The sequence below is a fragment of the Streptomyces sp. ISL-100 genome (genome assembly GCF_018614615.1).
Classification (GTDB): domain Bacteria; phylum Actinomycetota; class Actinomycetes; order Streptomycetales; family Streptomycetaceae; genus Streptomyces.
The window spans coordinates 1-24,831 of sequence record NZ_JAGGOK010000030.1; the positions used below are offsets into that span (position 1 = coordinate 1).

Here is a 24,831-nt window from a genome sequence, read left to right on the forward strand (position 1 = left end):
GTTCTGAAGTAACGAACTGTGTCGGCACCGGTTTGTTTAACTTCATAGTGTTTCGGTGGTCATAGCGTTAGGGAAACGCCCGGTTACATTCCGAACCCGGAAGCTAAGCCTTTCAGCGCCGATGGTACTGCAGGGGGGACCCTGTGGGAGAGTAGGACGCCGCCGAACAAATTTTATGCCCCGGCCCCTGGACTTATGTCCAGGGGCCGGGGCTTTTTTGCGTTTAAGGTCAAGTCATGCGCTACGACCTCATCATCTTCGACAACGACGGTGTCCTCGTGGACAGCGAGCCCATCTCCAACACCATCCTCGCCGGTTACCTGAGCGAGTTGGGGCACTTGACCTCGTACGAGGACTCGGTCCGTGACTACATGGGTTCCGCTGTGCACCGGATCCACGACCTCGTACTGGAGCGGACCGGGCAGCGGCTGCCCCCGGACTTCGACAAGACACTGCATGCACGGATCTTTGCCGCCTTCGAGCAGGAGCTGAAGCCGGTCGCCGGGGCGGAGGAGCTGCTGGGGAAGCTGGTGGCGGACGGAGTTTCGTACTGCCTCGCTTCGTCCGGGAGTCATGAGCGGATCCGGGTCGGGCACATGGTGACCGGGCTCGACGAGTGGTTCGAGGACAGCTGGATCTTCAGTGCGCAGGACGTCGGGCGGGGCAAGCCGGCGCCGGACCTGTTTCTGCACGCCGCGGAACGGATGGGGGTACCGGCGGAGCGGTGTGTCGTGGTGGAGGACAGTGCGCTCGGGGTGGAGGCGGCCCGGGCGGCCGGGATGGATGTGTACGGGTTCACGGCCATGACGTCGGCTGACAGGCTTCGGGGCGCGACCGGGTACGTCGCTGAGTTGGGGGAGCTGCCGGGATTGCTTGTGTGATCGACCTACCCATGGGTAAGTGACGCGCCTACGCTGTCCGGCCATGACAGACACGCGCCTGCGGCACGGCAGGGCCTCCTTGGGGTTGAGCTTCTTCGCGCAGGGCGTGGCATTCGCTCTGCTCGTGACGCGGCTGCCCACACCGGCCAGGACCAGTACGGGATATCCGACGGGCTGCTGCCGGTCTTCCTGGCCGCCGTTCCGATCCTGGCCGGTGTGGGCAGCGTCGGTACCGAGCAGCTGGTGAAGCGGGTCCGGCCGAGTGCCGTGCTGCGGTGGTCGCAGCCGGTTGTGCTGTTGGCGCTTCTTGCGGTCGGGGCCGGTCGTGAGATGTGGCAAGTGGCCGTTGCCCTGGGGGTGTTCGGGGTGGCGGTCGGGGCGCTGGACGCGTCCATGAACATGCTGGGGGTGAGCCTTCAGCGGGCGTACGGGCGCAGCATCATGCTCGGGTTTCATGCGGCGTACAGCCTCGGGGGGATTGTGGGGGCCTCGCTCGCGTGGGTGGGGGCGCACTGGGACCTGGCCCTGGTTGTTTCCTATCTGCCGGTGGTGGCTGTGCTGTTGCCTGCGGCGGTTGTCGGCAGTCGGTGGTATGTCGATGGTGCGGCTGTGGTGGGGGTGGAGAAGGCGGCTTCGGGAGGTGGGTTCAAGCTGTTGTTGCCGTTGTGCCTGGTGATGACTTTTGCGTACATCGGGGACTCCACGGTCTCCAACTGGAGCGCCAAGTACCTGGAGGACGTGCTGGGTTCTTCGGAGCAGACCGCGACTCTTCCGTACAACATCTACATGGTCACGACGTTGGTGGGGCGGGCCGTCGGGGACTTTGCGGTGCGGCGTCTCGGGGCGGTGGCCGTGGTGAGGGCGGGGACGTTGTTCGCTGCCGGTGGGTTCGCGGTGGTGGCGGGGGCGCCGGGGGTGGGGGCCGGGATGCTCGGGTTCACGATGCTCGGGTTCGGGCTGTGCGTGATCGTGCCGCAGACGTTCGCGGCGGCGGGGCGGATGTTCCCCGGTGCGGCGAGCGACGCGGCTGTGGCTCGGCTGAATGTGTTCAATTACGTGGGGTTCCTGGTCGGTGCGCCGTTGGTGGGGGCGCTCGGGGATGCGTGGAGCTATCGCGGGGCGATGCTCGTGCCGATGGTGCTGGTGCTGGTGACGCTGGTGTACGCCCGTTCGTTCGCTTCCGGGACGGACCGATACGGTGGCGGGCATGAGCGGGCGCGCACTGTTGATGTGGGATGACGCGGTAACGGGATACGACTTCGGGGCAAGCCATCCGATGGACCCGGTCAGGCTCGACCTGACCATGGGGCTCGTACGGGCGTACGGGCTCGACCGGGCGGTGGACGTGGTCGCCGCGCCGGCGGCGGGCGACTCGACGCTTCGGCTTGTGCACCGCGAGGACTATGTGGCGGCGGTGCGGGCGGCTTCGGCGGATCCGCGGCGCGCGGATCAGGCGTACGGGCTCGGGACTGTTGATGATCCCGCTTTCGCGGGGATGCATGAGGCTTCCGCGCTGATCGCCGGGCAGTCGGTGGGTGCCGCGGAGGCGGTCTGGCGGGGTGAGGCCGCGCATGCGGTGAACTTCGCGGGCGGGCTGCATCATGCGATGCCGGGGAGCGCGGCGGGGTTCTGCGTTTACAACGACCCGGCGCTCGCGATCGCGCGGCTGCTGGAGCTGGGGGCGGAGCGGGTCGCGTATGTGGACGTGGATGTGCACCACGGGGACGGGGTGCAGGCGGCCTTCTGGGAGGACCCGCGGGTCCTGACGGTGTCGCTTCACGAGCATCCGCGGACGCTCTTCCCGGGGACCGGGTGGCCGGAGGAGACGGGCGCGAGTGGGGCGGGCGAGGGCTCGGCCGTGAATGTGGCGCTGCCGGCGGGGACGGGGGACGCGGGGTGGCTGCGTGCGTTCCATGCGGTCGTGCCGGAGTTGTTGGCGGACTTCCGGCCCCAGGTGCTGATTACGCAGCACGGGGCGGATACGCATTTCGAGGATCCGCTGGCCCATTTGGCCGTATCGCTGGATGCGCAGCGGGCGGTGCAGGCGGCGTGTCATGAGCTCGCACATGCGTACGTGGAGGGCGGGAAGTGGGTTGCGCTGGGGGGCGGGGGATATGCGGTGGTGGATGTCGTACCGCGGTCCTGGACGCATCTGGTGGGGATCGCGGCGCATCGGCCGGTTGATCCGGAGTCGGTGATTCCGGCGTCTTGGCGGGACGAAGTGTATGCGCGTACGCGGCAGTTGGGGCCGGGGCGGATGACGGATGGGATGGCGCCGGAGTGGAAGGGGTGGGACGCGGGGTACGACCCTGCGGACCGGCTGGACCAGGCGGTGCTGGCGGCTCGTCGAGCGGTGTTTCCTTTGCGGGGGTTGTTGGCGTAGGCGGGGCGGTTGGGTGGGCGTGGTGCGGGCGTGGTGCGGGCGTGGTGTGCGGTGGTGACGGGTGCGGGTGCTTGGCCGCTGCGCGGGGCTTTCCCCTGGCCGTCCCTTCCCGAAACTGGGGGCAAGCCCCCAGGCCGCCGGGCGGCCGGCTCCACGAATCGGGCAAATAATCGGATGCGGGCGCAGGGGTGTGGTCCGTACGGTCGACGTCCGTGGAAGCGCTTAGTGAGAAACAGATCCGCTCGTCCTTCGTGAACTGCACCAAGGGCGAGGCGGCCCGCCTGAAACTGCCCCTCGGCTTCGCGGAAATCCCCTGGGAAGACCTCGATTTCCTCGGGTGGGTCGACCCCGGCGCGCCGCTGCGGGCGCACCTCGTCCTGGCTCGGCCGGACGGACCGCTCGGGATCACCCTGCGGGTGCCCGGTGCGACCCGCACCAGCGCGGTGAAGTCCAGCCTCTGCCAGCTGTGCCTCACCGGGCACGCCTCCTCCGGCGTCACGCTTCTCGTGGCGCCGCTGGCCGGCGCCCGGGGCCGCGAGGGCAACACCGTCGGCACCTACATCTGCGCCGACCTCGCCTGCTCCCTGTACGTACGGGGCAAGCGGCAGCCCAAGCTGCGCAGTGGCCGGTACGAGGAGAGCCTGAGCCTGGAGGAGCGGATCGCCCGTACGCTCGGCAACCTGGACGCCTTCGTGGCGAAGGTGACGCAGGGCGGCTAGCCGGGGCGTGGTGGCTTCGTTCGTTGGTGGGTTACGCCAAGTGTGGGGTGTGTTCGGGGTTTTGGGGGAAAGGCGCTCGGGGGTGGGGGAGCATCGGGAGGGTGTTGAGTACTGGCGCGTTGCGTGCGCATCTGTTGGCGGCCCGGCTGGCCGGGACCGTGGCCACCTCGCGGGAGCAGAGTCTGCGCAGCTACCGGCTGTTCGCCGCGCGGGATCCCCGGGTGCTGCTCGGGCTCGATCCCGAATGGGCCTGGGACGAGCGCGATGTGATGGCTCTGATGGCCGAAAGGTGTGGGGTTTCTGACGATCCGGGGTTTGTCAGTGGGGCCGATGTGATCGATCCCGAGCGGACCTTGGCCGCGTTGGAGGCGTTCGCGGGGCGGCTGGGGGAAGCCGCCGCGCGGCGGGTTCCGGTGATGCTCGGGACCGGGCATCCGCATCGGCTGCTCGGGTTCTACACCGGTCTCGCAGACGCCTTGTCGGCGGCGGGATGCCTTGTCCTCACACCCGCGCAGGGGCGATGTGTCGACATAACGACCCGGTTCGGCGTACGCACGTACAACCTCGACTACGTACGAGGAGTCGCGCTGGTGCGCGAACCCGGCGCGCGTGGGCCTGTCAGTGGTACCGGCGCACACAGCCACTCACCCCTCCCGGTTAGGGTCGCGCTCGCCGCCGCGGGGGACGGGGGCGGCCCCTTGCCCGGGCTTGTCGTGGGGGACCACGGGTGGGTCTGCGGTGCAGGTCAGTTGGGGTTCGAGGCTATTGGACTGGCGGATACCGATGATCCCGCGCTGTTCGTCGGGGAGGCTGAGGGGCGGGTGTCCGTTGCCGTTCCGCTTGATGATGCCGTGCGGTCTGATTACTACCGACCGCTTACTCGCTATGTACTCAATCGGGCGTGTCTGTCACGGTAGGAGGCGGATGGCAGCTCCTCTTCCCCACTCGCATCACACGCCCCTAGTCTGGGAGTGAGCGCACAACGACGAAGAGTCACCGGAGGGGAAGCCGGTGCGCGTCGGGTGCGGAAGGTACAGGTGGGTCATGGCTGCTGGCAGCGAGAGGCCTCTCAACGAGGTCAAGTTTCTGACCGTGGCGGAAGTCGCCTCGGTGATGCGAGTGTCGAAGATGACCGTGTACCGATTGGTGCACAGTGGTCATCTGCCGGCGATCCGGGTGGGCAGGTCCTTCCGGGTTCCGGAGCAAGCGGTTCACGAGTACCTCCGCGAGTCCTTTGTGGGGGTGGAATCGGCCTGACGGCGGCCTCGGATTACGTCCCTCTCTCGGTGGCGGGTAGGCTAGGCCCTCGTAGGTCGTGTGGGCCCAGACGCCCCGCACCGAGTGAAGAGAAGTGAGCGAGGGTAGTCGTGGGCTCTGTTATCAAGAAGCGGCGCAAGCGGATGGCCAAGAAGAAGCACCGCAAGCTGCTCAAGCGCACCCGCGTTCAGCGTCGTAACAAGAAGTAAGCGGCCGCTGTACGTGTATCCGCAGCCCTTCCACCTTCATGGTGGGAGGGCTGCGGTGCGTTGCGGCCGGTGCGTTGTGGTGCGTCTCTTGCGGCTCGCGTAGCCCATGTGTGTCTGCTGTCACTTCGGGCGCCTTGCGGTCATCACAGCGCAACGTCCAACCGCTACGGTGGCGCTAGGGGAGACCGAGGGAAGGCGCTGATCTTGGGCAAGGTCGTGCTCGTCACAGGTGTGGCCCGGCAGCTGGGCGGCCGTTTCGTACGGCGGATCCAGCGTGATCCCGATGTGGACCGGGTGATCGGAGTCGATGCGGTTCCGCCTGAGCATCACCTCGGCGGTGCCGACTTCGTGCAGGCGGACATCCGCCAGCCCGCCATCGCGCGCGTGCTCGCCGAGCACGGCGTCGACACCGTCGTGCACATGGACGTCACCGGTACGCCGCTGGGCACCGGCGGCAGTCGTACGTCGGTGAAGGAGACCAACGTCATCGGCACGATGCAGTTGCTCGGTGCCTGCCAGAAGTCGCCGACCGTGCAGCGGCTCGTCGTGAAGTCGAGTACGAGCGTTTATGGGTCGGCGCCGCGCGACCCTGCCGTCTTCACCGAGACCACGCCGCCGAAGTCGTTGCCGAGCGGAGGCTTCGCCAAGGACGCGGTCGAGGTTGAAGGGTACGTGAGGGGCTTCGCGCGCCGGCGGCCCGACGTGGCCGTGTGTGTGCTGCGGTTCGCCAACATTCTTGGGCCCTGTGCGGATTCTCCGCTGGCTGATTACTTCTCGTTGCCTGTGCTGCCGACGGTCTTCGGGTACGACCCGCGGCTGCAGTTCGTGCATGAGGATGACGTTGTTGATGTTCTGCGCATCGCCTCGCACGATCCTCGGCGCGGAACGATGAACAGCGGCACCTTCAACATCGCGGGCGACGGCGTGCTGACGCTCTCGCAGTGCTCGCGGCGGCTCGGGCGGCCGACCGTGCCGGTGCTGCTGCCCGCCGTCACCTGGGTAGGGTCCGCGCTGCGGACGGTCGGGGTGACCGACTTCTCGCCCGAGCAGATCCGGCTGCTGACGCACGGACGGGTCGTCAGGACGGTGCAGATGCGGGAGACCCTGGGGTTTGAGCCGAAGTACACGACCGCGGAGGCCTTCTCGGACTTTGCGCGCAGCCGGGGGGCGGGGCTGCTGCCGCCGGAGGCCATTGCTCGTACCGTCGATCGGATCTCCGCTCTTGTCGTCAGCGACGGCGGGAACGTCAGCGACGCCGGGAGAGCCAGCGATGCCGGGAGAGCCAGCGATGCCAGCAACGTCAGCAAGGAGCGCATCTGACATGGCCGATGCCAAGGTCATTCCATTCGGCGATGATCCGAGGACCAGGCGGGCCGCCGGCCGGCCCAAGTCCAAGGACGTGGGTGCGGGCATGGGCGTGGGCGTCGGTGGTGCCGCGAAGGAGTCCGCCAAGGGGAAGCGGACTCCGGGCCGCAAGGCGGGGCCACTCGCGCCCGTACCGGAACAGCATGCGGCGCCGGACGATGCGGGGGCCGCGGAGGCCCCGGTGGCGGTGCAGGAGCCGAAGACGGATCTCGGGGGTGGGGGTGGCTGGGACCGGCGGATCGCTGGTGGGCTCGCGTTCTTGCGGCGGCGGCTCACCGGTGATTACGAGGTCGACGAGTTCGGGTACGACGAGGAGCTCACCGACAAGGTCCTGATGTCTCTGATCAGGCCCTTGTGCGAGAAGTACTTCCGGGTGGAGGTCAAGGGCATCGAGAACATCCCGTCGGAGGGCGGGGCACTCATCGTCGCCAACCACTCGGGGACGCTGCCGCTGGACGGGCTGATGCTTCAGGCCGCGGTGCACGACAACCATCCGGCTGGGCGGCATGTGCGGCTGCTGGCGGCGGATTTGGTTTTTATGCTGCCGGTCGTTAACGAGCTGGCGCGTAAGGCCGGGCACACGCTGGCCTGTGCGGAGGACGCGGAGGAGCTGCTGCGGCGGGGCGAGGTCGTCGGTGTGATGCCGGAGGGCTTCAAGGGGATCGGTAAGCCGTTCAGCGATCGGTACAAGTTGCAGCGGTTCGGGCGAGGCGGGTTCGTTTCCACGGCGTTGCGGGCGGGCGCGCCGATCGTGCCGTGCTCGATTGTGGGGGCGGAGGAGATTTACCCGATGATCGGGAACGCGCGGACGTTGGCGCGGGTGCTGGGGATTCCGTACTTCCCGATCACGCCTACGTTTCCCTGGCTGGGGCCGTTGGGGGCCTTGCCGTTGCCTACCAAGTGGACGATTCAGTTCGGGGAGCCGATTCCTACGGAGGGGTATCCGGGGGAGGCGGCGGAGGATCCGATGCTGATGTTCAATCTGACGGATCAGGTGCGGGAGCAGATTCAGCACACGTTGTACAAGCTGCTGGTGCAGCGGCGGTCCGTTTTCTTCTGAGCGTTCTGGGCGTTCTGGGCGGGCTGGGTTGGCCGCTGCGCGGGGCTGTCCCCTACCCGCCCCTTCCCGAAACTGGGGGCGAGCCCCCAGGCCCCCTTTGTCCTCAATCGCCGGACGGGCTTGAGTGGGGGCTTGAGTGGGGGCTTGAGGGACGGGCTTGAGGGACGGGCTTGAGTGGAGAGAAAAGCGGGCCCGGTCTCTGGGGAGAGCGGGCCCACTCGTGTTGCCGGGGTGGGGTTACGGTGCGTTCTCCTCCTCGATGCCCAGGCCCGGGAGGATTCCGGGGAGCAGCGGGGGGACGGTGACGTCCGGGATCGGCGGGTTGCTGCCGTCCTTGTCCTTGTCGGACTGCGACGACGAAGGAGTGTCCGCCAACGGGGGGTTCAGGAGGTCGCCCGGGGCGCCGCCGATGAGCCCGCCCTCGTCCTGGGAACTGCTTCTGGGAGAGGACGGCTTGGGCTTGCTTTCCTCGCCCGTTCGGCCACCGGAGGACGTGGTGGTGGAAGGCGCGGGGCGGTCGGTGTCAGGTGTGCCCGTACGGTCCTGGGTGGAGCCGCTGGGGCGGTCCGGGCTCTCGGGTGACTTCGGGGTACGTGGGAGGAGCGACTGCAGTGGTGCTACCTCTTCGTCTATGGCGTCGAAGACCGAGCTCACCTGGTCGCCCACGTCGGTCAGCTGCACCGGCAGCCGCTCGCGCAGGCTGCTCCACGCTTGGCGGTGCGACTTGGCGAACGACGACAGGGCCTGGATGGAGCCGATCGAGCCGTCACGCTCGTAGGCCCTGCTGAGAAGGCGGTGGCCTTCGCCCGCGTCGTGCGTCATTCCGCTCAGCGTGCGCCTGACCTCGCCCAGCTGTTCGTGGTCCAGATCGGCGGTTCGGCCGCGCTCCAAGAGGCGGCGAGCCTCCATGAGGCGGGTCGAAGCCTGGTTGAGATAGATCTCGCCACGGTCGGCGTCGTCGCCGGCCAAGCCGAGCTTGACGTCTTCCATGCCTCGCTTCAGCCCGTACAGCGAATCACCCGGCAGGGCGTCGGAACTCGCAGCGGCGACTCCGCTGAAGGCTCCGGCGGCCACACCGACGGTGAGCCCGCCTGCAGCGATGCCCTTCGACCAGCGGGAGCGCGGGCGCAGCTTGTGGAGCGGGGATGCCCGGTGGGCGCCCCGTCCGGTTCGCTGCTCGGGCACCGTAGGGCCCGTCGGCGCGCCGCCTTCGGCGACCATCGCTTCCATGGCGGCGATGAGCTGTGCCCGCTGGACGACTTTGACCTCGGGGTCCAACTCCGGTGACGGCAGCTCGCCGAGACCGTTCGCCAGGGCCAAAAGCCGTGTGGGCTCTGGCCCTTCGGCCGTTTCTTCGGACTGATCTGCCGCCGTGCCCTGGGGCGTCTGTGCCTCCAGCGCTTGGGCGAAGGCGTTCGCCCGCCGGTGCGCCGATACGTTCGCGATCACTGGCGGCACCTCCTCTCGTCATGACGATCGACTCCCCTGGGGGTCCGGAAGGTTGCACGCCATGAGCACATCCACACGATCGAGTGAGTGGCTGCGGACATGGCGTGACCGCAGGGAGCCTGCATCCCGCACAACGAGCGTCGCGGCACTTGGGTTACGCGCGAAGGATGATCGGACCACGACGTCGTCGAGGGGCAGCGAGGCGTTACCGACCGTGAGGTGCGGTCGGCCGATCGGCGGGCTTGCGCCGGCGCGTGTCAGCGTGTCAGCGGGCGTCGTCGGGCAGGAGTCGGGCCAGTGTACGTACGGCCCGGTACTGGAGGGTCTTGATCGCGCCCTCGTTCTTGCCCATGACGCGAGCCGTCTCGGCGACCGAGAGTCCCTGCAGGAAGCGCAGGGTCACGCACTCCTGCTGCTGCGGGTTGAGCTTGCGGACCGCTTCCAGGAGGGCCGCGTTGGAGAGGGATTCGAGGACGGAGTCCTCCGGGCTGCGCTCGACCTCGTTGGCGTCGAGCATTTCACCGGTGGTCACTTCGAGTCGGAACCGGCTCGATTTGAAGTGGTCGGCGACCAGATTTCGGGCGATGGTGACCAGCCAGGCGCCGAAGTCGCGCCCCTGCCAGGTGAAGGTGGAGATGCGGCGCAGGGCGCGCAGGAACGTCTCGCTCGTCAGGTCTTCCGCGGTCGCCTTTCCGCCGACGCGGTAATAGATGTAGCGGTAGACCGTGTCGCTGTACTGGTCGTAGAGACGGCCGAACGCATCGGCCTCGCCGGCCTGAGCGCGTTCGACAAGGTCCATCATGCGTGCGCTGTCGCTGTCGGCACTGGGCCGACGGGCGGTGGACGTGCCAGTGCCCGAGCCGGCGCCACGGCTGCGTCTGCCGACCGCCGCACCGCCGTCGGCCAGGGCATAGCAGGGGCCGACAAGTGCAGGGGTGGCAAGGGCGGGGACGGCGTACGCGGTGGGGACGAAGCCGCGCAAGCGGTCCACGACCGTTGCGCGCAGCGTAGCCAGGCCCGAGGCGTCAACCCCGACGTGTGGGTACACGGGACTCCCAGAGGCAGAGCTTCCAACACGTTCAGTGCTAGACCGGTCACTCGTCGTGCTGATGAGTGGGGTCCGGTATGCGTCTGAGGAGAATAACGCTTCGTACAGGCAGCGCTACACCCAGTTGCTCAAATCATCGATTCCGTCGCTTCTGTTACGTCTAGGCGGCGGTTCGAGTAGCAGATCGTGATCAGTTGTTGATCGGATCACTTCGTAATCTGCGTGATTGCTGGATGCGTTGTGCTCGAGTGCGCTTGACGGGAGTGGCCGACGGCGGAGGAGGGGTGGGCGAGCGCGGGGCGGGGTAGGAGCCCGGGATTGCCCGATGCCCGACTGCCGGGTCGTGCGGCTGTCGGGTGCGGGGCGCGAGGTGAGGGGTGCGGATCAGCGGCGGCGGCGGTGCAGGGCCATCGCGGCCGCGGTGCCGCCGGCGATGGCGCCGACGCCGGCGGCCGCCGGGATGCCGACCTTGGCTGCCTTGCGGCCGGTCCGGTAGTCGCGCAGCCGCCACTCGCGCTCGCGGGCGTACCTGCGCAACTTCGCGTCGGGATTGATCGCGTACGGGTGCCCGACGAGCGAGAGCATCGGGATGTCGTTGTGCGAGTCGCTGTACGCCGCGCAGCGGGTCAGGTCGAGATCTTCGGCGGCGGCCAGGGCGCGTACCGCCTCCGCCTTCGCGGGGCCGTGCAGGGGTTCGCCGACCAGCTTGCCCGTATAAACGCCGTCGACGGATTCCGCGACCGTGCCGAGGGCGCCGGTCAGGCCCAGGCGGCGGGCGATGATCGTGGCCGTCTCGACGGGGGCGGCGGTGACCAGCCAGACCTTCTGGCCCGCGTCGAGGTGGGCCTGGGCGAGGGCGCGGGTGCCGGGCCAGATGCGCTCGGCCATGTATTCGTCGTAGATCTCCTCGCCGATGAACATCAGCTCGGAGACGCGGTGGCCCTTGACGATGGACAGCGCGCTGTCACGGGCGTCCTGCATGTGCTCGGGGTCCTCGACGCCGGCGAGGCGGAACCAGGCCTGCTGCCAGGCGAAGCGGGCCAGCTCCTGACGCTGGAAGAACTTCCGCTTGTAGAGGCCGCGGCCGAAGTGGAAGATCGCGGCGCCCTGCATGACGGTGTTGTCGAGGTCGAAGAAGGCGGCGGCCCGGTCGTCTCCTACTACGGGGAACGCGGGCTCGGGTTCTTCGGGCTTGCCGGACGGCGTCGCGGCGAGCCCTTCGTACTCCTGCGACGTCTTGCGTGCTGCCTCGGCTGCTGCCTCTCCCGCCAGCACGCTCCGGGCTGTCGCCGAGCGCCTGCGGGGGGTGAGCCATCCCAGTGCGGCCATGTCGTGAGCATAGCCAGTCTGTTCGGTACTTCCGGACCTGCCGGGATGCGGCGGCGTGAACTCTCCGGGGCGCGGGTGTTACGCGGACGGACGTGGCGCGGCCGGGCGGGGCGAGAATGGCGTTATGAGTCCCTTGTTGCGACGTACGTCGGCGAAGCGGAAGCCCGAGGAGCGATTGGTCACGCTGGTCGGGAAGCCGGGCTGTCATCTCTGTGACGACGCGCGGGGTGTCGTGAGAGAGGTGTGCGGAGCGCTCGGAGTGCCCTGGGAGGAGAAGGACATCACCCAGGACGAGGAGTTGAACCGGGCGTACTGGGAGCAGATTCCGGTTGTCCTGGTCGACGGCGAGCAGCACACCTTCTGGCGTGTGGACCCCGGGCGGCTCCGCAAGGCGCTGGAGGCCTGAGGGGGCGAGGCGCCGGCGGTGGAGAGGGCGAGGCGCCGGAGGCTGAGGGGCCGGCTGAAAGGCAGCTAGCATTATGGGCGGTTTGAGCGATCTCGGGGGCGTAGTCGTGAGGAGTGTGTACGGTTTTGCCCCCTTCGGATTTTCAACGAGTTCGGGCGGTCCGCGGTTCCGTGATCGGGCGGGCGGCATGCGTGACCCCGGTCACTTTGGGCGGACAAAGCGGACACCATCTTTGTGCACGCGTTCACAAAGGCATAGCCTGCTTGCGACGGGGCGGTCCTGGTACATACGGCCGCCTGCAGCCCCGCTCATCCCGCAGGAGCACCGTGGCAACTGGCCGAAATCACCGACCGGCGACCCGTAGCCGAGGCATTCCCGAGGCCACCGTCGCCCGCCTTCCGCTGTATCTGCGTGCCCTGACGGCGCTCTCCGAGCGCTCCGTCCCCACGGTCTCCTCCGAGGAGCTCGCCGCCGCGGCCGGGGTCAACTCCGCGAAGCTGCGCAAGGACTTCTCCTACCTCGGGTCCTACGGGACGCGTGGGGTCGGATACGACGTCGAGTACCTCGTCTACCAGATCTCCCGCGAGCTGGGCCTCACCCAGGACTGGCCGGTCGTCATCGTCGGCATCGGTAACCTCGGCGCCGCCCTCGCCAACTACGGCGGGTTCGCTTCCCGTGGCTTCCGCGTTGCCGCGCTCATAGACGCCGACCCCGCCATGGCGGGCAAGCCTGTCGCCGGGATGCCCGTACAGCACACCGACGATCTTGAGAAGATCATCAGCGAGAACGGCGTCCACATCGGCGTCATCGCCACGCCCGCGGGTGCGGCGCAGCAGGTCGGTGAGCGGCTCATCGCCGCCGGTGTGACCTCGATCCTCAACTTCGCGCCGACCGTTCTGTCGGTGCCGGACGGGGTCGACGTACGCAAGGTCGATCTCTCCATCGAGCTCCAGATCCTCGCCTTCCACGAGCAGCGCAAGGCCGGCGAAGAAGCCGCCGCCGTGGCTGCCGCGACGGGCGACGCCGTGACGGCGCCGCCGTTGCGCGGGGCCGCGGGTGCGGGTGCGGCCGCAGGTGCGGGCGCTGCTGCGAGCCGGAAGGGACCCGACGGGGATGTCCCCGCCGTGATGCCGGCATGAGTCTTCTGGTTGTCGGGCTGAGTCACCGCAGCGCTCCGGTCAGCGTGCTGGAGCGGGCGTCGCTGGCCGCCGATACGCAGGCCAAGCTCCTCCAGGACACGCTCGCCTCGGAGCCGGCGGTCGAGGCCGCCGTGCTGGCGACGTGCAACCGCATTGAGCTGTACGCCGACGTGGACAAGTTCCACGCCGGTGTCGCCGAGCTGTCCACGCTGCTCGCTCAGCACAGTGGGGTGGGGCTCGAGGAGCTCACTCCGTATTTGTACGTGCACTACGAGGACCGGGCCGTCCACCATCTGCTGTCGGTGGCCTGCGGGCTCGATTCGATGGTCGTCGGCGAGGGCCAGATCCTCGGCCAGATCAAGGACGCGCTCGCCCTGGGGCAGGAGCTCCACACTGCGGGCCGGCTCCTCAACGACCTCTTCCAGCAGGCGCTGCGCGTCGGGAAGCGGGCGCACTCCGAGACCGGTATCGACCGGGCCGGGCAGTCGCTCGTCACCTTCGGGCTCGAACAGCTCGCGGTGGGTAGTGGGCTCTCGGTCGGTGAGTGGGCGGCGGGCAAGCGGGCGCTCGTTATCGGTGCGGGCTCGATGTCCTCGCTGGCCGCGGCGACGCTCGTACGCACGGGAGTGGCCGAGGTCGTCGTCGCGAACCGCACGCAGGCGCGCGCGGAGCGACTGGCGGAGATCCTGGGCGAGGCGGGCGGCGTGGCGCGAGCTGTGCCGATGGCCGACGTGGCGCGTGAGCTGACACGAGTCGATGTTGTGGTGTCCTGCACCGGCGCGACCGGTCTTGTGCTGACGGCCGAGCATGTCGCGAGCGCGCTCGGACTGACGGTGGATCACGCTACGGCCGGGTCTGTGGCGGGGCGTGGCGCTGGTGCCGGTGGTGGTGCGGACGCTGGCGCCTTTGCGGGTGCGGGTGCCGGTGGGGATGTTGGTGCTGGTGAGCCTGCGGGCTGTCCGGTGCCGAGCGATGCTGCCGTCGTGCCCGCCGCTCGGCAGGGCGCCGACGCCGAGTCCATGGAGCAGCACGGCGCGTGGGCCGACAACGGCACCGCCGTCGCTCAGGCCCGTACGCGCGGGCAGGCCGGTGTGCGCGGTGGTGCGCCCGTACGGCTCGCGCTGCTCGACCTCGCCATGCCCCGCGACATCGACGGCGGCGTACACCGGCTCGACGGCGTACGGCTGGTGGACATCGAGTCGCTGGCCGAAGCCTCTGCCGACGCGCCCATGGCCGCCGATGTGGACCAGGTGCGGACCATCGTCTCCGACGAGGTCGCGGCCTTCGGCGCTGCCCAGCGTGCCGCACAGATCACGCCCACCGTCGTCGCCCTGCGCAGCATGGCGGCTGATGTGGTGAGCAACGAGGTCGCCCGGCTCGAGGGGCGGCTTCCCGGACTGGACGAAAAGCAGCGCGCGGAGATCACACAGGCCGTGCGCCGCGTCGTCGACAAGCTCCTGCACGCGCCCACCGTGCGGGTCAAGCAGCTCGCCAGCGAGCCCGGCGGTGCCGGGTACGCGGACGCGCTGCGCGAACTCTTCGACCTCGACCCGCAGACGGTCGCCGCCGTCAGCAGGGCCGACCTGAACGACACCCCTGACGGTGGGAATAGAGGGCGGGCATGACTACTGATGCCTTGAAGAACGGTGCCTTGAAGACGGATCCCTTGAGGCTGGGGACCAGGCGCAGCAAGCTCGCCATGGCCCAGTCCGGACACGTCGCCGAGGCGGTGCGTCAGATCACGGGGCGCCCCGTCGAGCTGGTGGAGATCACCACGTACGGAGACGTCTCGCGAGAGCACCTCGCGCAGATCGGCGGCACGGGCGTCTTCGTGACGGCGCTGCGCGATGCGCTGCTGAGCGGTGAAGTGGACTTCGCGGTTCATTCGCTCAAGGACCTGCCGACCGCCCAGCCGGACGATCTGACGCTGGCCGCCGTGCCGGAGCGTGAGGATCCGCGTGACGTGCTTGTCGCGCGGGACGGGCTCAGGCTGGCGCAGCTGCCTGCCGGGTCCCGGGTGGGCACTGGATCGCCGCGCCGCATGGCGCAGCTCAATGCGTACGCGCGGGTCCATGGTCTCGATATTGAGACCGTCCCGATTCGCGGCAACATCGACACTCGTGTCGGATATGTACGGAGCGGGGAACTGGATGCGGTGGTTCTGGCCGCCGCCGGCCTCAACCGCATCGGCAGGATCGACGAAGTGACCGAGTTCCTTTCGGTCGATGTCGTCCTGCCTGCCCCCGGCCAGGGGGCCCTGGCAATCGAGTGCGCCGCCACACGCGTCGAACTCGCTGCCGCGCTCGCCGAGCTCGACGACCCGTACACGCGGGTCGCCGTGACCGCCGAGCGATCCCTGCTCGCCGCCCTGGAGGCCGGTTGCAGCGCACCTGTGGGTGCACTGGCCGACCTGCTGGCCGACGGACAGGTTGTCAACGAAATGCGCCTGCGCGGTGTCGTCGGTACGACCGACGGCTCTGAGCTGGTGCAGCTGTCCACTACCGGTCCCGTACCCACGTCGCACAACGACGCGATCACTCTCGGACGCGAACTCGCGGACGAGATGCTCGCGAAGGGTGCGGCCGGTCTTATGGGGGAGCGAGCACAATGAGCCCCACCACCACCTCTACGTCAGCACCTTCGGCGTTCCCGGCATCCGGGCACGTCACTTTCCTCGGCGCCGGACCCGGTGACCCTGGTCTGCTGACGCTGCGTGCCGTCGAGGCGCTTACGAGCGCGGACGTGCTGATCGCCGAGCCACATGTGCTCGATGTCGTACGCAGTCATGTCAGAGCGGGCGTAAGCACGCCTCAGCTGACGGTGGTTGACGATGCGTCAACTGCCGCCGGTATCCCCGCGATCAGGGATGCGGTCAATCTTGTCATGGAGGCCGCGCGGGGCGGCAAGCGGGTCGTTCGTGCGATCTCCGGCGACCCGGGCCTCGACGGCAACGCGGGCGAGGAGATGCTCGCTTGCGCTGCTGAAGGCATTCCCTTCGAGGTTGTGCCCGGTATCGCGTCGGCGGTCGGCGTGCCGGCTTACGCCGGTGTGCCGCTGCGGGACGGGCGGGGTGCGGATGTGCGCTTCGTCGATGCGCGTGCGGCCGATGACAGATGCTGGTCCGAGGTTGGGGCGAGTGACTGTACGGCTGTTGTTTCCACGACGCTGGATGCCGTTGCTGCGGCTGCGGGTGAGCTGGTTTCGGCCGGGCGTAAGCCCGATACGCCGATGAGCGTCACTGTGGCTGGTACGACGACGCGGCAGCGGACGTGGAACGCGACGCTGGGGACGGTCGCCCAGGTCTTGAAGCAGGCGAAGGTGCTGCCTTCGCCTGATGGTCACCAGCCCGTCATAGCCGTGGTCGGCGAGCGCAGCGCCGCTGCTCAGCGCGAGCAGTTGTCGTGGTTCGAGTCGAAGCCGCTGTTCGGGTGGCGGGTGCTGGTTCCGCGTACGAAGGAGCAGGCGGCGTCGCTCTCCGACCAGCTTCGGTCTTACGGGGCCGTGCCGCACGAGGTGCCGACTATCGCTGTCGAGCCGCCTCGGACCCCGCAGCAGATGGAGCGGGCGGTCAAGGGGCTCGTTACGGGGCGGTACGAGTGGATAGCTTTCACGTCGGTGAATGCTGTTAAGGCTGTTCGGGAGAAGTTTGAGGAGTACGGGCTTGATGCTCGTGCTTTCGCGGGGATCAAGGTCGCCGCGGTGGGGGAGCAGACGGCTGCGGCGTTGATTGAGTTCGGTGTGAAGCCGGATCTTGTGCCGAGTGGGGAGCAGTCGGCGGCGGGGTTGCTTGAGGACTGGCCGCCTTACGATCCGGTTTTCGATCCGATTGATCGCGTTTTTCTGCCGCGGGCCGATATCGCGACGGAGACGCTGGTCGCGGGGCTGATCGAGCTCGGGTGGGAGGTCGACGACGTAACGGCGTACCGGACTGTGCGGGCGTCGCCGCCGCCGGCGGATACGCGGGAGGCGATCAAGGGCGGCGGGTTTGACGCCGTTCTCTTTACGTCGAGCAGCACGGTGCGGAATTTGGTCGGCATTGCTGGTAAGCCGCACAACGTGACCGTTATTGCGTGTATTGGTCCTGCTACCGCGAAGACGGCGGAGGAGCATGGGCTGCGGGTCGACGTTCTGTCGCCGGAGCCGTCGGTGCACAAGCTGGCGGAGGCCCTCGCGGCCTTCGGCACGCAGCGCCGGGAGGCGGCGATCGCGGCGGGCGAGCATGTGACGCGGCCGAGCGAGCGGCGGCCGGGGTCTCGGCGGCGGCGGACGACTTAGGCGGCGGGGCGCTGCGGCCTGTTAGGCGGCGGGGCGCTGAGGCGTGTGGTGTGAGGGCCGGGATCTGGGGCGATGCCCGGGGTCCCGGCCCTCATGCGTGGGTCGGGGTCCTGGCCCTCCCGTGTGGGTCGGGGTTCCGGCCCTCCCGTGTGGGTCGGGGTTCCGGCCTCAGGCGGGGGTCGGGCTCCCGGCCCTCCCGCGTGGTCGAGCTCCGTGGTGCGGATGGTGCCGACGGGGTGACGGTAAAAGGGGTCGTTTCGGCGGCGTAGCGTGTTTGGCATGACTGTGTATGGATCCTTTCCCGGGGCTCGGCCCCGTCGGCTGCGTACCACCCCCGCGATGCGACGCATGGTCGCCGAGAACCGGCTGCATCCGGCCGATCTGATCCTTCCGGCGTTCGTACGGGAAGGCATCAGCGAGCCCGTGGCCATTTCGGCCATGCCGGGCGTTCAGCAGCACACGCTCGACACGTTGCGGAAGGCAGCTGTCGAGGCGGTGGAGGTGGGCGTCGCGGGGATCATGCTGTTCGGAGTACCTGAGGACGAGAAGAAGGATGCGGCGGGGACGGCTGGGACCGACCCGGACGGGATTCTTCAGGTCGCGCTGCGTGAGGTGCGGGGTGAGGTGGGGGACGACCTCGTGATCATGTCCGACCTGTGCCTGGACGAGTACACCGATCATGGGCACTGTGGCGTCCTGGATGCGGACGGGCGTGTCGACAACGACGCGACGCTGGAGCGGTACGCCGAGATGGCGCAGGTCCAGGCGGACGCGGGCGCGCACGTGGTGGGTCCCAGCGGGATGATGGACGGTCAGGTCGGGGTCATCCGGGACGCGCTGGACACCATCGGCAAGGAGGATGTGTCGATTCTGGCTTACACGGCCAAGTACTCCTCTGCTTTTTATGGTCCGTTCCGTGAGGCGGTGGGGTCTTCGCTGCGGGGCGACCGGAAGACGTACCAGCAGGACCCGGCCAACTTGCGGGAGTCCATGCGGGAGCTGGCGCTGGATTTGGATGAAGGCGCCGACATGGTGATGGTCAAGCCGGCCGGGCCGTATTTGGATGTGCTGGCGAAGGTCGCCGAGGCAGTGGATGTGCCGGTGGCGGCGTACCAGATCAGTGGCGAGTACGCGATGATCGAGGCGGCGGCCGAGCGGGGCTGGATCGACCGGGATAAGGCGATCCTGGAGAGCCTGCTGGGGATCAAGCGCGCCGGGGCCAACATGATCCTTACGTACTGGGCGACCGAGGTTGCGCGCTGGGTCGGGCGGCAGGGGTAGTCGGTAATACCACTGATTGCTTCTGGGGGTTTCGGGTCGTTCCCGAGCGCTCCAGGGTCGGTGGGCCGGACCGGCGCGTCAAGGGCGCTCCCTACGGTCGCGTCGCTGCGCGATGTGCCTACGGCCCACCCTTGACCCGCCGCCCCGGCCCACCGCTAACGCTTTCCACGGGGACGGCCCAAAGAAAAACGCCCTGCACGCGAGCTGGGAGATGGGCGCGGGTCGGCTCGGTGGCTTGCGGCCTGGTGGGTGGGGCGCATGAGGTTGAGTGGGTGGCGCGGCCCCTGGCTCGGCGGGTGCTGGGACGGCCGTTGGCGCGCCATCCCCATTCCCACGCACACGAGCACCCACGCAGTCGGACGGCCGACCTCTCGGGTCGACCTGCGGACTTATGGGTATGCGGGTGGGGCGCGTCAGTGAATGGGGGGACTCGGGCCGGCTCGGCGTCCACCCCGACCGGTGACCGCTTGAGCTACAAGCCCGTTGCTGGTGTGGGTGGGTGGAGGGGCATCCAGGAGTGCATGGTCCTGCCGATAGTCCGGTCGGTGGTGTGGCGAGTGTTGGTGGGGACTGGCCATCGGCCTGAGCCCCGCCCATGCGGGGGCGGGGCTGGGAGCGTGATCGAACGGTCCTCATGTGCCCGTGCGGTCTCGCGGTCGTGGCACGCAGTAGTTCTCGGGTGGGCTGGTGGACCGAAACCAGCACATGACGAAACCAGTTGCCCCTTTTTGCCTTACTTTTGGCCCATCCTTGCAGGCGTCGTTGCGGGTCATGTGCTGGATTCGGTCACCACGGGCGGTAGGTGCTGCTAGGGGCGGGCGTAGGGGCGGGTCATGATCTCCATGTTGTGGCCGTCGGGGTCGTCGAAGTACGCGCCGCGGCCGCCGAAGAGACGGTTGATCTGGCCGGGTTCTGTGTGGCTCGGGTCGGCGTAGTAGGTGACACCGACCGCCTCCAGGCGGGCGATCATGGCGTCGAATTGCGCGTCTGGGACAAGGAACGCGTAGTGCTGTGACTGGATCGGCTCGTCGGTCTTCGCGTAGTAGTCGAGCGTTACGCCGTTGCCGAGGTCGACCGGCAGGAATGGGCCGAACGGAGCGCCGACCTTGAGCCCGAGGATCGCGGCGATGAACTCGGCCGACAGGTGCCGGTCGCTGGCGTAGATGGCGGTGTGGTTGAGCTGGACCGTGGTCGTCGGCAGCTCGGTGTGCTGGTCGTATCGCATGTGTCTCCGGGTCTTTGGATGCGTTGGGATGAGGCGTCCGCATGCGGACGCCCGGTTGCAAAGACGCGGAGAAGGGGCGGGGCTCTTGCCCGCCTCGCGCTCACGCCGAGGCCGGGAACCCCACTCGTGCATGGCCCATGGCCGACCCGGCAGTCACCCGGCCGACCTTAGTGCCCGTCACGGGTTGGGACAACGCCGGTCCAGTCACTGCCAGAACAAGCTGAACGCCATCGTCACGCCGAGGAACAGGAGGAAGAGTCGTATCAACAGGCCCACCAGCCACACCTGGTGGGCGGAGACAGTGATCCCGCGTTGGCGCAGGATTGTTCTGTGGAACACGTCGTGCTCGGCACGACCCCGAGGATCACATCGAGGACGCGGACGCCGTGGGTGGCGGCGACCCGGACGGCGTATCCGACGTACGCGAGGGGAACGGCCGAGACGTTCGTCCCTCCCGGCGGGGTCTGGGGTCAAGCGGCTGCCCGAACTCGTGGCCTTGGTGGGGTTCGGTCGTCGCGGTCGTGTCGCTTCCGGTCATCACGGGAGCGTTTGGGCCCACGGCGGCGCCGTACGGGCCGCGAGGATGGTGCTTCGGTGTTGGGTGCGCCGCCCCCACTTGCATCAGCAACGTGTTGGAAGCTAGACCGGTTGCCGGGCGGGGCGGACGCCGAACTTGCCCGAGTCTCCCCATTGAACTGTCGCGCCCGACCCGAGCGGACATGTGTTCGCAGGTCGACCCGGAACGGCCGGTTGTCTGCCTACGTGGGTGCGCGTGTGCGTGGGAATTGGAATGGCGCGCCAATGGCCGTTGCGGCAGTCGCTGAGGCTGGGGCCGAGCCGTCCCCGAGGCCTCATGCGCCCCACTCACCGGGCCCGTCGCCCGGCAGCGGTGATCGGCCGCTTGCCGGGCCTTTCCCGTGGGCTCCCCCCCCGGGGGCCGCCCCCCTTAAGCATTGCGGCGGAGGTTCGGCGGTCAAGGGTGGAGCGGAGCGGAATCGCCGTAGGCGACGCGACGCAGGAGCGCCCTTGAGGGGCGGGCCTCCGCCGCCAACCTTGGTAGAGGCGGCCCCCATCGCAGAGGCAATCAACGCTACTGGGCCGTCAACGCCCCCGCCGCCCGGCCTGCCCGGCAGGTGCGGCAAGCCGAGGGCCGGACCGACTACTGGATGCTCCAGCGGTGCGGGTGCCCTGGTTCGGCGGGGCAGCAAAAGACGTTGAGCTCACCGGCGCGGCCCACGATGACCTCGGTGGGGGTGACAGACGAGTGGCCGTCGAGATCGCGTTCCTGGAGTGGTTTCCAGCTGCCGCTGCCGCCGTCCCACTCGGAGCTGTCGATGGTCAGCAGCAGCTCCATCGGCGTCGAGCAGGACAGGCAGTCCATAGGGGCCGGGTCGGTTGCGTGCCAGGAGGCGAAGCCGCCGACGCGCCAGCCGGGCGGGATGGACAGGTCGTACTGGTAGCCGATTGGCTCGTCCGGGTCCTCGGCCTCCGCCTGTTCGGACTCCTCCTCGAGGGCCTCCTCCCAGGCGTCGATCCGGGCACACAGGTCCTCAGGCAGGAGACCGGCGAACGGGTACGTGACCACCTGCTCCGGGTGCAATACGCAGGGCTCGGGCACGTACCCCTTGGAGCCGACGACCTGCGGCTGCGGTGGCGAATCCAGCACTTCGCCGACCTCTGCCGACTTACGCCAGCGCAGGTGAAGCAGCAGCTCGTACCTGCTCGCGCCATGCGCGTCGAAGGGGCACCAGAACACCTGGAGCAAGTCGCAGCCGTCCGGGCCCGCCGGCAGGTCGGGAATGTCCCGCCGGTACAGCTGCGCAAGGCCGATCATCGGCAGCGGATCAGTCTCCGAGACGCCCGGGATCCGGTGCTCGCGGCGCAGCTCGTCCACGAGCTGCCGTGCCTCCTCCGTCGGGCCCGAGAGCGGTTCGCGGGCCCACGCGGAGTCAAGGACCTCTCGGCGGATGTCTTCGGGGCGCCTACCGCGCCCACGACCGTGGGCCTCGGGGCACACCGGCCAGGGCTCGTCCGCCGGCCACAGCATCGGGCCGCCCACGGAACTGGCCGACACGTCCGGCTTCCCCGGCCGCGGGTGCAGCCGGGTGGTGGTGCCCCGGTACCGGGCCAGTTCGGGGAAGAGCGCCTCGACATCGAGCGGCCGCGGTGGCGTGGTCCTTGTCAGGACCCGAGCTTAGAGTCAGGCAAGCGCAGCTCCGGGGCGCGTCCTGGACTGGGCGGCATACCGTCGCGTCCGCAGTTGGCTCAGCGCAGCTGTGCGTCGGCTGCGTACGATGCGAAGTGCGACCAGGTGGCGGGGGTCAGGGTGAGGGTTGGGCCGTCGGGGATCTTGGAGTCCCGGACGTGGACTGCGGTGGGGCAGGCGGCGATTTCGACGCAGGCCCCGCCTTCGTCGCTGCTGTAGCTGGACTTGCGCCAGGCGTAGGCGACTTCCAGGCAGGCCCCGCCCTCGCTGCCGCTGTAGCTGGACTTGAACCACTCAAGTGCGGTGCTCATTGCTCTCCTAGCAGCCGGTCCAACAGGCCCTTCGTTTCCTCGGTGTTGAGGGCCTGCGTTCGCAGCATCGCATATTTCTGCGCCAGGATGCTGACCTCATTGGGGTCGGTGATGAGCTGGCTGCCGCGCTGGGTTTCGGTGTAGGCGAGATGCTGGTGGTCCGGTGTTTCCAGCAGGATGAACGGGCCGTCGAGTGCTGCATGGGTGTGACGGCCGAGCGGCATCAGCTGGAGGGTGATGCCCGGCAGGTCCGCGCAGACTCGCAGGTGCCGCAGTGTCTCGGCGTACACCTCGTCGCCTCCGAGGCGGTCCCGCACGATCGCCTCGGAGATGATGAAGCTGGCCGTCGGAGGCACCTTCCGGTGCAGGATTTCCTGGCGTTCGATACGGGCCGTCACCTGGGCGTTGGTCTCCTCCTCGCCGAGGATGGGGACCTTGCTGAGGAAGACCGCACGGGCGTAACGCTCGGTCTGGAGCAGGCCCGGCAGCACCTGGTTCTCGAACCACGACAGCGCGATCGCTTCCCGTTCCAAGTCCATGTACTGCTCCGCCCACGCCGGGATCAGGTCGATCTCCGGCATGTGCGCCACCGCCGTCTCCAGCGCGTGCTTCGTGTCCAGTAAACCGTCCAGCAGTCTTGCCAGATCCGGCTTCAGCGGCCGTCTGCCCTGCTCGATCGAGGCGACCGTCTCCTCGCCCGCGCAGATCCGGTCCGCCAGCTCCCGCTGCGTAAGGCCCGCGTCCGCACGGAAACGGGCCACCAGCGCTCCCACGAGCTTCATCGCCGACGCGTTCTTCCGCTGCCGCTTTCTGGGGTGCATGCGGTCCAACTCCCCACCCTTACCCGCACATCACGCGCAGATGACCCGTACGGATTTCTTGTACGGGTGCGCGCACTGCACCACGCTAGTCACGGACCGTGACTCTCGTCTCATGAACGAAGTGAAACAACTCCCGTTCCTGCGCGAGCGGTTCTACCCGCGTGAGCGACGATCCGTCGCCAGGGCCAGGGAGTTCACGCGCGACGCGGCCGTCGCATGGAGGGTTGGTACCCGTGCGGATGACGTATTGCTGTGCGTGAGCGAGCTGGCCACCAACGCGCTCCTGCACGGGGTGCCGCCGGGGCGCGGCTATCAGTTGCGGCTGCTGCTGTCCGGACAGACTCTGCGCATCGAGGTCCACGACAGCGGCGACGGCCTCCCCCGCCTCCGCGAGCCCGACGGGGAGTCCGGGCGGGGGCTGGTGCTGGTGGCGGCGCTTGCCGACGAGTGGGGGGTCGGGGAGCGGGAGCTCGGGAAGATCGTTTGGTGCGAGTTCGGGCTGGTGGAAGTTACTTTTTGAGCAACTCCACCAGGCGCGAGAGGCCGTCCGCGCCGTAACCCTCCTCCACCGAGCGGTCGAGCAGCTTCTGCATCGGCGCGAAGAGATCGGAGCTGATCCCCTGGTCGCGGAAGGCGTCCATGAAGTTGGGGAAGGCCGCCTGATTGATGGCGAGGCTGGATACGTCCGTGACGTGCTGGCCGGAGTCCACCGCATGGGCGATACCGGGGACTACCCCGCTCAGCATCGCGGAGATCCACTCGTGCAGCGGGTCGGCGAACTCGGTGGCCGTGATGTTCTCCGTACGGATCAGGGCGAAGGCCTGTGCCACTCCCATGAGCATTCCGTACATGCCGGTCAGCAGCGCCAGGTCGTGGAGCGCCGCGCGGCCCGGGTCGGTGCCGACCCACTGGGTGCCGCCGAGGGCCGAGAGGGTGGGGCGGTGGGTCTCGTACGCCTGCTCGTCGCCGCTGTAGAGGATGTACGCGGCCGGGGTCGCGATCATCTGGGGGACCGCCATGATCCCGCCGTCGATGTACGCGGCGCCCTGCTTCTCGGCCCAGGTGGCGAGGGTGCGGGCCTGGGCGGGGGTGCCGTTGGTGAGGTTGACGAGGGTCTTGCCGGTGAAGTCGACGGTGGCGAGGGTTTCGGTGACGTTGTCGTTGGTGGTGAAGCAGACGATCAGCAGTGGGCTCGCCGCCACGGCGTCTGTGAGGGTTTCGGCAGGGAGCGCGCCTTGGGCGACCAGGGGGCCGGTCTTGGAGGCGGAGCGGTTCCAGACGGTGAGGGGATGGCCGGCCTTCAGGAGGGCGGTGGCGAGGGCTGTGCCCATCATGCCGAGGCCCAGGACGGACACGGGATTAAGGGACGGGTGGGACATCAAGGCTCCTTGGCCGAAGAGGACTTTCCGGTGCCCTTTGATCCTTGCCAAGCGCTGAGTTGTCGACAAGTACCGACTATTAAGTCAG

At 68.5% G+C, this 24,831-nt stretch carries 24 protein-coding genes, 1 rRNA gene and 1 pseudogene; 17 read left to right on the top strand and 9 right to left on the bottom strand.

Annotation, left to right across the window (positions count from 1 at the left end):
* Positions 1-51: 51 nt before the first annotated feature.
* The 10 genes and pseudogenes from rrf (at position 52) to J7E89_RS13620 (ending at position 7,874) form a co-directional block, all read left to right on the top strand.
* Positions 52-168, top strand: a 5S ribosomal RNA gene (gene rrf / locus J7E89_RS13575).
* 68 nt (positions 169-236) lie between these two features.
* The gene (locus J7E89_RS13580; protein ID WP_214973173.1) at positions 237-881 is read left to right on the top strand and encodes an HAD family phosphatase; all 645 of its coding nucleotides are present in this window, start codon (positions 237-239) and stop codon (positions 879-881) included.
* Positions 882-924: 43 nt separating this feature from the next.
* Positions 925-2,120 (top strand): annotated as a pseudogene (locus J7E89_RS13585) (MFS transporter).
* Positions 2,089-3,264, top strand: coding sequence for an acetoin utilization protein AcuC (locus J7E89_RS13590; RefSeq protein ID WP_214973174.1), 1,176 nt, complete (start codon positions 2,089-2,091; stop codon positions 3,262-3,264). The pseudogene J7E89_RS13585 and the gene J7E89_RS13590 overlap by 32 nt, the downstream one beginning before the upstream one ends.
* 212 nt (positions 3,265-3,476) lie before the next feature.
* Entirely contained in the window at positions 3,477-3,983 is a 507-nt protein-coding gene (locus J7E89_RS13595; RefSeq protein WP_214973177.1) for an FBP domain-containing protein, read from the top strand.
* Between the two features lie 101 nt (positions 3,984-4,084).
* Positions 4,085-4,900 (top strand): phosphatase, encoded by an 816-nt coding sequence (locus J7E89_RS13600; protein ID WP_214973179.1) that lies wholly within the window; start codon positions 4,085-4,087, stop codon positions 4,898-4,900.
* A gap of 127 nt (positions 4,901-5,027) precedes the next feature.
* Entirely contained in the window at positions 5,028-5,240 is a 213-nt protein-coding gene (locus J7E89_RS13605; protein WP_014046653.1) for a helix-turn-helix domain-containing protein, read from the top strand.
* A gap of 110 nt (positions 5,241-5,350) precedes the next feature.
* The gene (locus tag J7E89_RS13610; protein ID WP_003948845.1) at positions 5,351-5,449 is read left to right on the top strand and encodes a 30S ribosomal protein bS22; all 99 of its coding nucleotides are present in this window, start codon (positions 5,351-5,353) and stop codon (positions 5,447-5,449) included.
* A gap of 204 nt (positions 5,450-5,653) precedes the next feature.
* A complete protein-coding gene (locus J7E89_RS13615) occupies positions 5,654-6,769 on the top strand; it encodes an NAD-dependent epimerase/dehydratase family protein (protein ID WP_214973180.1) in 1,116 nt (371 codons plus the stop codon).
* A 1-nt stretch (position 6,770) separates the two neighbouring features.
* A complete protein-coding gene (locus J7E89_RS13620; protein ID WP_214973183.1) occupies positions 6,771-7,874 on the top strand; it encodes a lysophospholipid acyltransferase family protein in 1,104 nt (367 codons plus the stop codon).
* 237 nt (positions 7,875-8,111) lie between these two features.
* Here the strand turns inward: J7E89_RS13620 and J7E89_RS13625 are convergent, their stop codons facing one another.
* The 3 genes from J7E89_RS13625 to J7E89_RS13635 all read right to left on the bottom strand — a co-directional run bounded on the left by J7E89_RS13625 (position 8,112) and on the right by J7E89_RS13635 (position 11,700).
* Complete coding sequence (locus tag J7E89_RS13625) at positions 8,112-9,323, bottom strand: DUF5667 domain-containing protein (protein ID WP_214973185.1); 1,212 nt, start codon at positions 9,321-9,323, stop codon at positions 8,112-8,114.
* Between the two features lie 265 nt (positions 9,324-9,588).
* On the bottom strand, positions 9,589-10,371 hold the full coding sequence (locus J7E89_RS13630) for an ECF subfamily RNA polymerase sigma factor, BldN family (RefSeq protein WP_069927590.1): 783 nt from the start codon (positions 10,369-10,371) through the stop codon (positions 9,589-9,591).
* 384 nt (positions 10,372-10,755) lie between these two features.
* On the bottom strand, positions 10,756-11,700 hold the full coding sequence (locus J7E89_RS13635) for an HAD family phosphatase (protein ID WP_214973187.1): 945 nt from the start codon (positions 11,698-11,700) through the stop codon (positions 10,756-10,758).
* Between the two features lie 124 nt (positions 11,701-11,824).
* Between J7E89_RS13635 and J7E89_RS13640 the strand changes: the two genes are divergently transcribed.
* From J7E89_RS13640 to hemB, 6 genes are all read left to right on the top strand, one after another.
* Positions 11,825-12,106: a glutaredoxin family protein gene (locus J7E89_RS13640; RefSeq protein WP_214973189.1), complete on the top strand. Its 282-nt coding sequence runs from the start codon at positions 11,825-11,827 to the stop codon at positions 12,104-12,106.
* A 326-nt stretch (positions 12,107-12,432) separates the two neighbouring features.
* The gene (locus J7E89_RS13645; RefSeq protein ID WP_214973191.1) at positions 12,433-13,245 is read left to right on the top strand and encodes a redox-sensing transcriptional repressor Rex; all 813 of its coding nucleotides are present in this window, start codon (positions 12,433-12,435) and stop codon (positions 13,243-13,245) included.
* Entirely contained in the window at positions 13,242-14,870 is a 1,629-nt protein-coding gene (locus J7E89_RS13650) for a glutamyl-tRNA reductase (RefSeq protein ID WP_214973193.1), read from the top strand. The genes J7E89_RS13645 and J7E89_RS13650 overlap by 4 nt, the downstream gene beginning before the upstream one ends.
* Complete coding sequence (gene hemC, locus J7E89_RS13655; protein ID WP_214973199.1) at positions 14,867-15,856, top strand: hydroxymethylbilane synthase; 990 nt, start codon at positions 14,867-14,869, stop codon at positions 15,854-15,856. The genes J7E89_RS13650 and hemC overlap by 4 nt, the downstream gene beginning before the upstream one ends.
* Entirely contained in the window at positions 15,853-17,520 is a 1,668-nt protein-coding gene (locus J7E89_RS13660) for a bifunctional uroporphyrinogen-III C-methyltransferase/uroporphyrinogen-III synthase (protein ID WP_214973200.1), read from the top strand. Before hemC ends, J7E89_RS13660 begins: the two co-directional genes overlap by 4 nt.
* 279 nt (positions 17,521-17,799) lie before the next feature.
* Complete coding sequence (hemB, locus tag J7E89_RS13665) at positions 17,800-18,801, top strand: porphobilinogen synthase (RefSeq protein WP_214973201.1); 1,002 nt, start codon at positions 17,800-17,802, stop codon at positions 18,799-18,801.
* Positions 18,802-19,609: 808 nt separating this feature from the next.
* Here hemB and J7E89_RS13670 read toward each other — a convergent pair.
* From J7E89_RS13670 to J7E89_RS13685, 5 genes are all read right to left on the bottom strand, one after another.
* On the bottom strand, positions 19,610-20,026 hold the full coding sequence (locus J7E89_RS13670) for a VOC family protein (protein ID WP_214973203.1): 417 nt from the start codon (positions 20,024-20,026) through the stop codon (positions 19,610-19,612).
* Between the two features lie 204 nt (positions 20,027-20,230).
* Positions 20,231-20,365, bottom strand: coding sequence for a hypothetical protein (locus tag J7E89_RS41795; protein ID WP_285439236.1), 135 nt, complete (start codon positions 20,363-20,365; stop codon positions 20,231-20,233).
* Positions 20,366-21,185: 820 nt separating this feature from the next.
* Positions 21,186-22,211: a hypothetical protein gene (locus J7E89_RS13675; protein ID WP_214973347.1), complete on the bottom strand. Its 1,026-nt coding sequence runs from the start codon at positions 22,209-22,211 to the stop codon at positions 21,186-21,188.
* An 80-nt stretch (positions 22,212-22,291) separates the two neighbouring features.
* On the bottom strand, positions 22,292-22,543 hold the full coding sequence (locus J7E89_RS13680) for a DUF397 domain-containing protein (RefSeq protein WP_214973205.1): 252 nt from the start codon (positions 22,541-22,543) through the stop codon (positions 22,292-22,294).
* A complete protein-coding gene (locus J7E89_RS13685; protein ID WP_214973207.1) occupies positions 22,540-23,364 on the bottom strand; it encodes a helix-turn-helix transcriptional regulator in 825 nt (274 codons plus the stop codon). Before J7E89_RS13685 ends, J7E89_RS13680 begins: the two co-directional genes overlap by 4 nt.
* A gap of 112 nt (positions 23,365-23,476) precedes the next feature.
* Between J7E89_RS13685 and J7E89_RS13690 the strand changes: the two genes are divergently transcribed.
* A complete protein-coding gene (locus tag J7E89_RS13690; protein ID WP_214973209.1) occupies positions 23,477-23,884 on the top strand; it encodes an ATP-binding protein in 408 nt (135 codons plus the stop codon).
* Here J7E89_RS13690 and J7E89_RS13695 read toward each other — a convergent pair.
* The gene (locus tag J7E89_RS13695; RefSeq protein ID WP_214973211.1) at positions 23,874-24,743 is read right to left on the bottom strand and encodes an NAD(P)-dependent oxidoreductase; all 870 of its coding nucleotides are present in this window, start codon (positions 24,741-24,743) and stop codon (positions 23,874-23,876) included. The two genes, J7E89_RS13690 and J7E89_RS13695, sit on opposite strands and share 11 nt — an antisense overlap.
* Between the last annotated feature and the right edge of the window lie 88 nt (positions 24,744-24,831).

Excerpts from the sequence above, each read along its gene's own strand:
- J7E89_RS13635 (WP_214973187.1), bottom strand. The coding sequence starts at position 11,700 with ATGGCCGCACTGGGATGGCTCACCCCCCGCAGGCGCTCGGCGACAGCC.
- J7E89_RS13660 (WP_214973200.1), top strand. The coding sequence starts at position 15,853 with ATGAGCCCCACCACCACCTCTACGTCAGCACCTTCGGCGTTCCCGGCA.
- J7E89_RS13680 (WP_214973205.1), bottom strand. The coding sequence starts at position 22,543 with ATGAGCACCGCACTTGAGTGGTTCAAGTCCAGCTACAGCGGCAGCGAG.
- J7E89_RS13690 (WP_214973209.1), top strand. The coding sequence starts at position 23,477 with ATGAACGAAGTGAAACAACTCCCGTTCCTGCGCGAGCGGTTCTACCCG.
- J7E89_RS13605 (WP_014046653.1), top strand. The coding sequence starts at position 5,028 with ATGGCTGCTGGCAGCGAGAGGCCTCTCAACGAGGTCAAGTTTCTGACC.
- J7E89_RS13670 (WP_214973203.1), bottom strand. The coding sequence starts at position 20,026 with ATGCGATACGACCAGCACACCGAGCTGCCGACGACCACGGTCCAGCTC.
- hemC (WP_214973199.1), top strand. The coding sequence starts at position 14,867 with ATGACTACTGATGCCTTGAAGAACGGTGCCTTGAAGACGGATCCCTTG.
- J7E89_RS13685 (WP_214973207.1), bottom strand. The coding sequence starts at position 23,364 with ATGCACCCCAGAAAGCGGCAGCGGAAGAACGCGTCGGCGATGAAGCTC.
- J7E89_RS13590 (WP_214973174.1), top strand. The coding sequence starts at position 2,089 with ATGAGCGGGCGCGCACTGTTGATGTGGGATGACGCGGTAACGGGATAC.
- J7E89_RS13620 (WP_214973183.1), top strand. The coding sequence starts at position 6,771 with ATGGCCGATGCCAAGGTCATTCCATTCGGCGATGATCCGAGGACCAGG.
- J7E89_RS13640 (WP_214973189.1), top strand. The coding sequence starts at position 11,825 with ATGAGTCCCTTGTTGCGACGTACGTCGGCGAAGCGGAAGCCCGAGGAG.
- J7E89_RS13650 (WP_214973193.1), top strand. The coding sequence starts at position 13,242 with ATGAGTCTTCTGGTTGTCGGGCTGAGTCACCGCAGCGCTCCGGTCAGC.
- J7E89_RS13695 (WP_214973211.1), bottom strand. The coding sequence starts at position 24,743 with ATGTCCCACCCGTCCCTTAATCCCGTGTCCGTCCTGGGCCTCGGCATG.
- J7E89_RS13580 (WP_214973173.1), top strand. The coding sequence starts at position 237 with ATGCGCTACGACCTCATCATCTTCGACAACGACGGTGTCCTCGTGGAC.
- hemB (WP_214973201.1), top strand. The coding sequence starts at position 17,800 with ATGACTGTGTATGGATCCTTTCCCGGGGCTCGGCCCCGTCGGCTGCGT.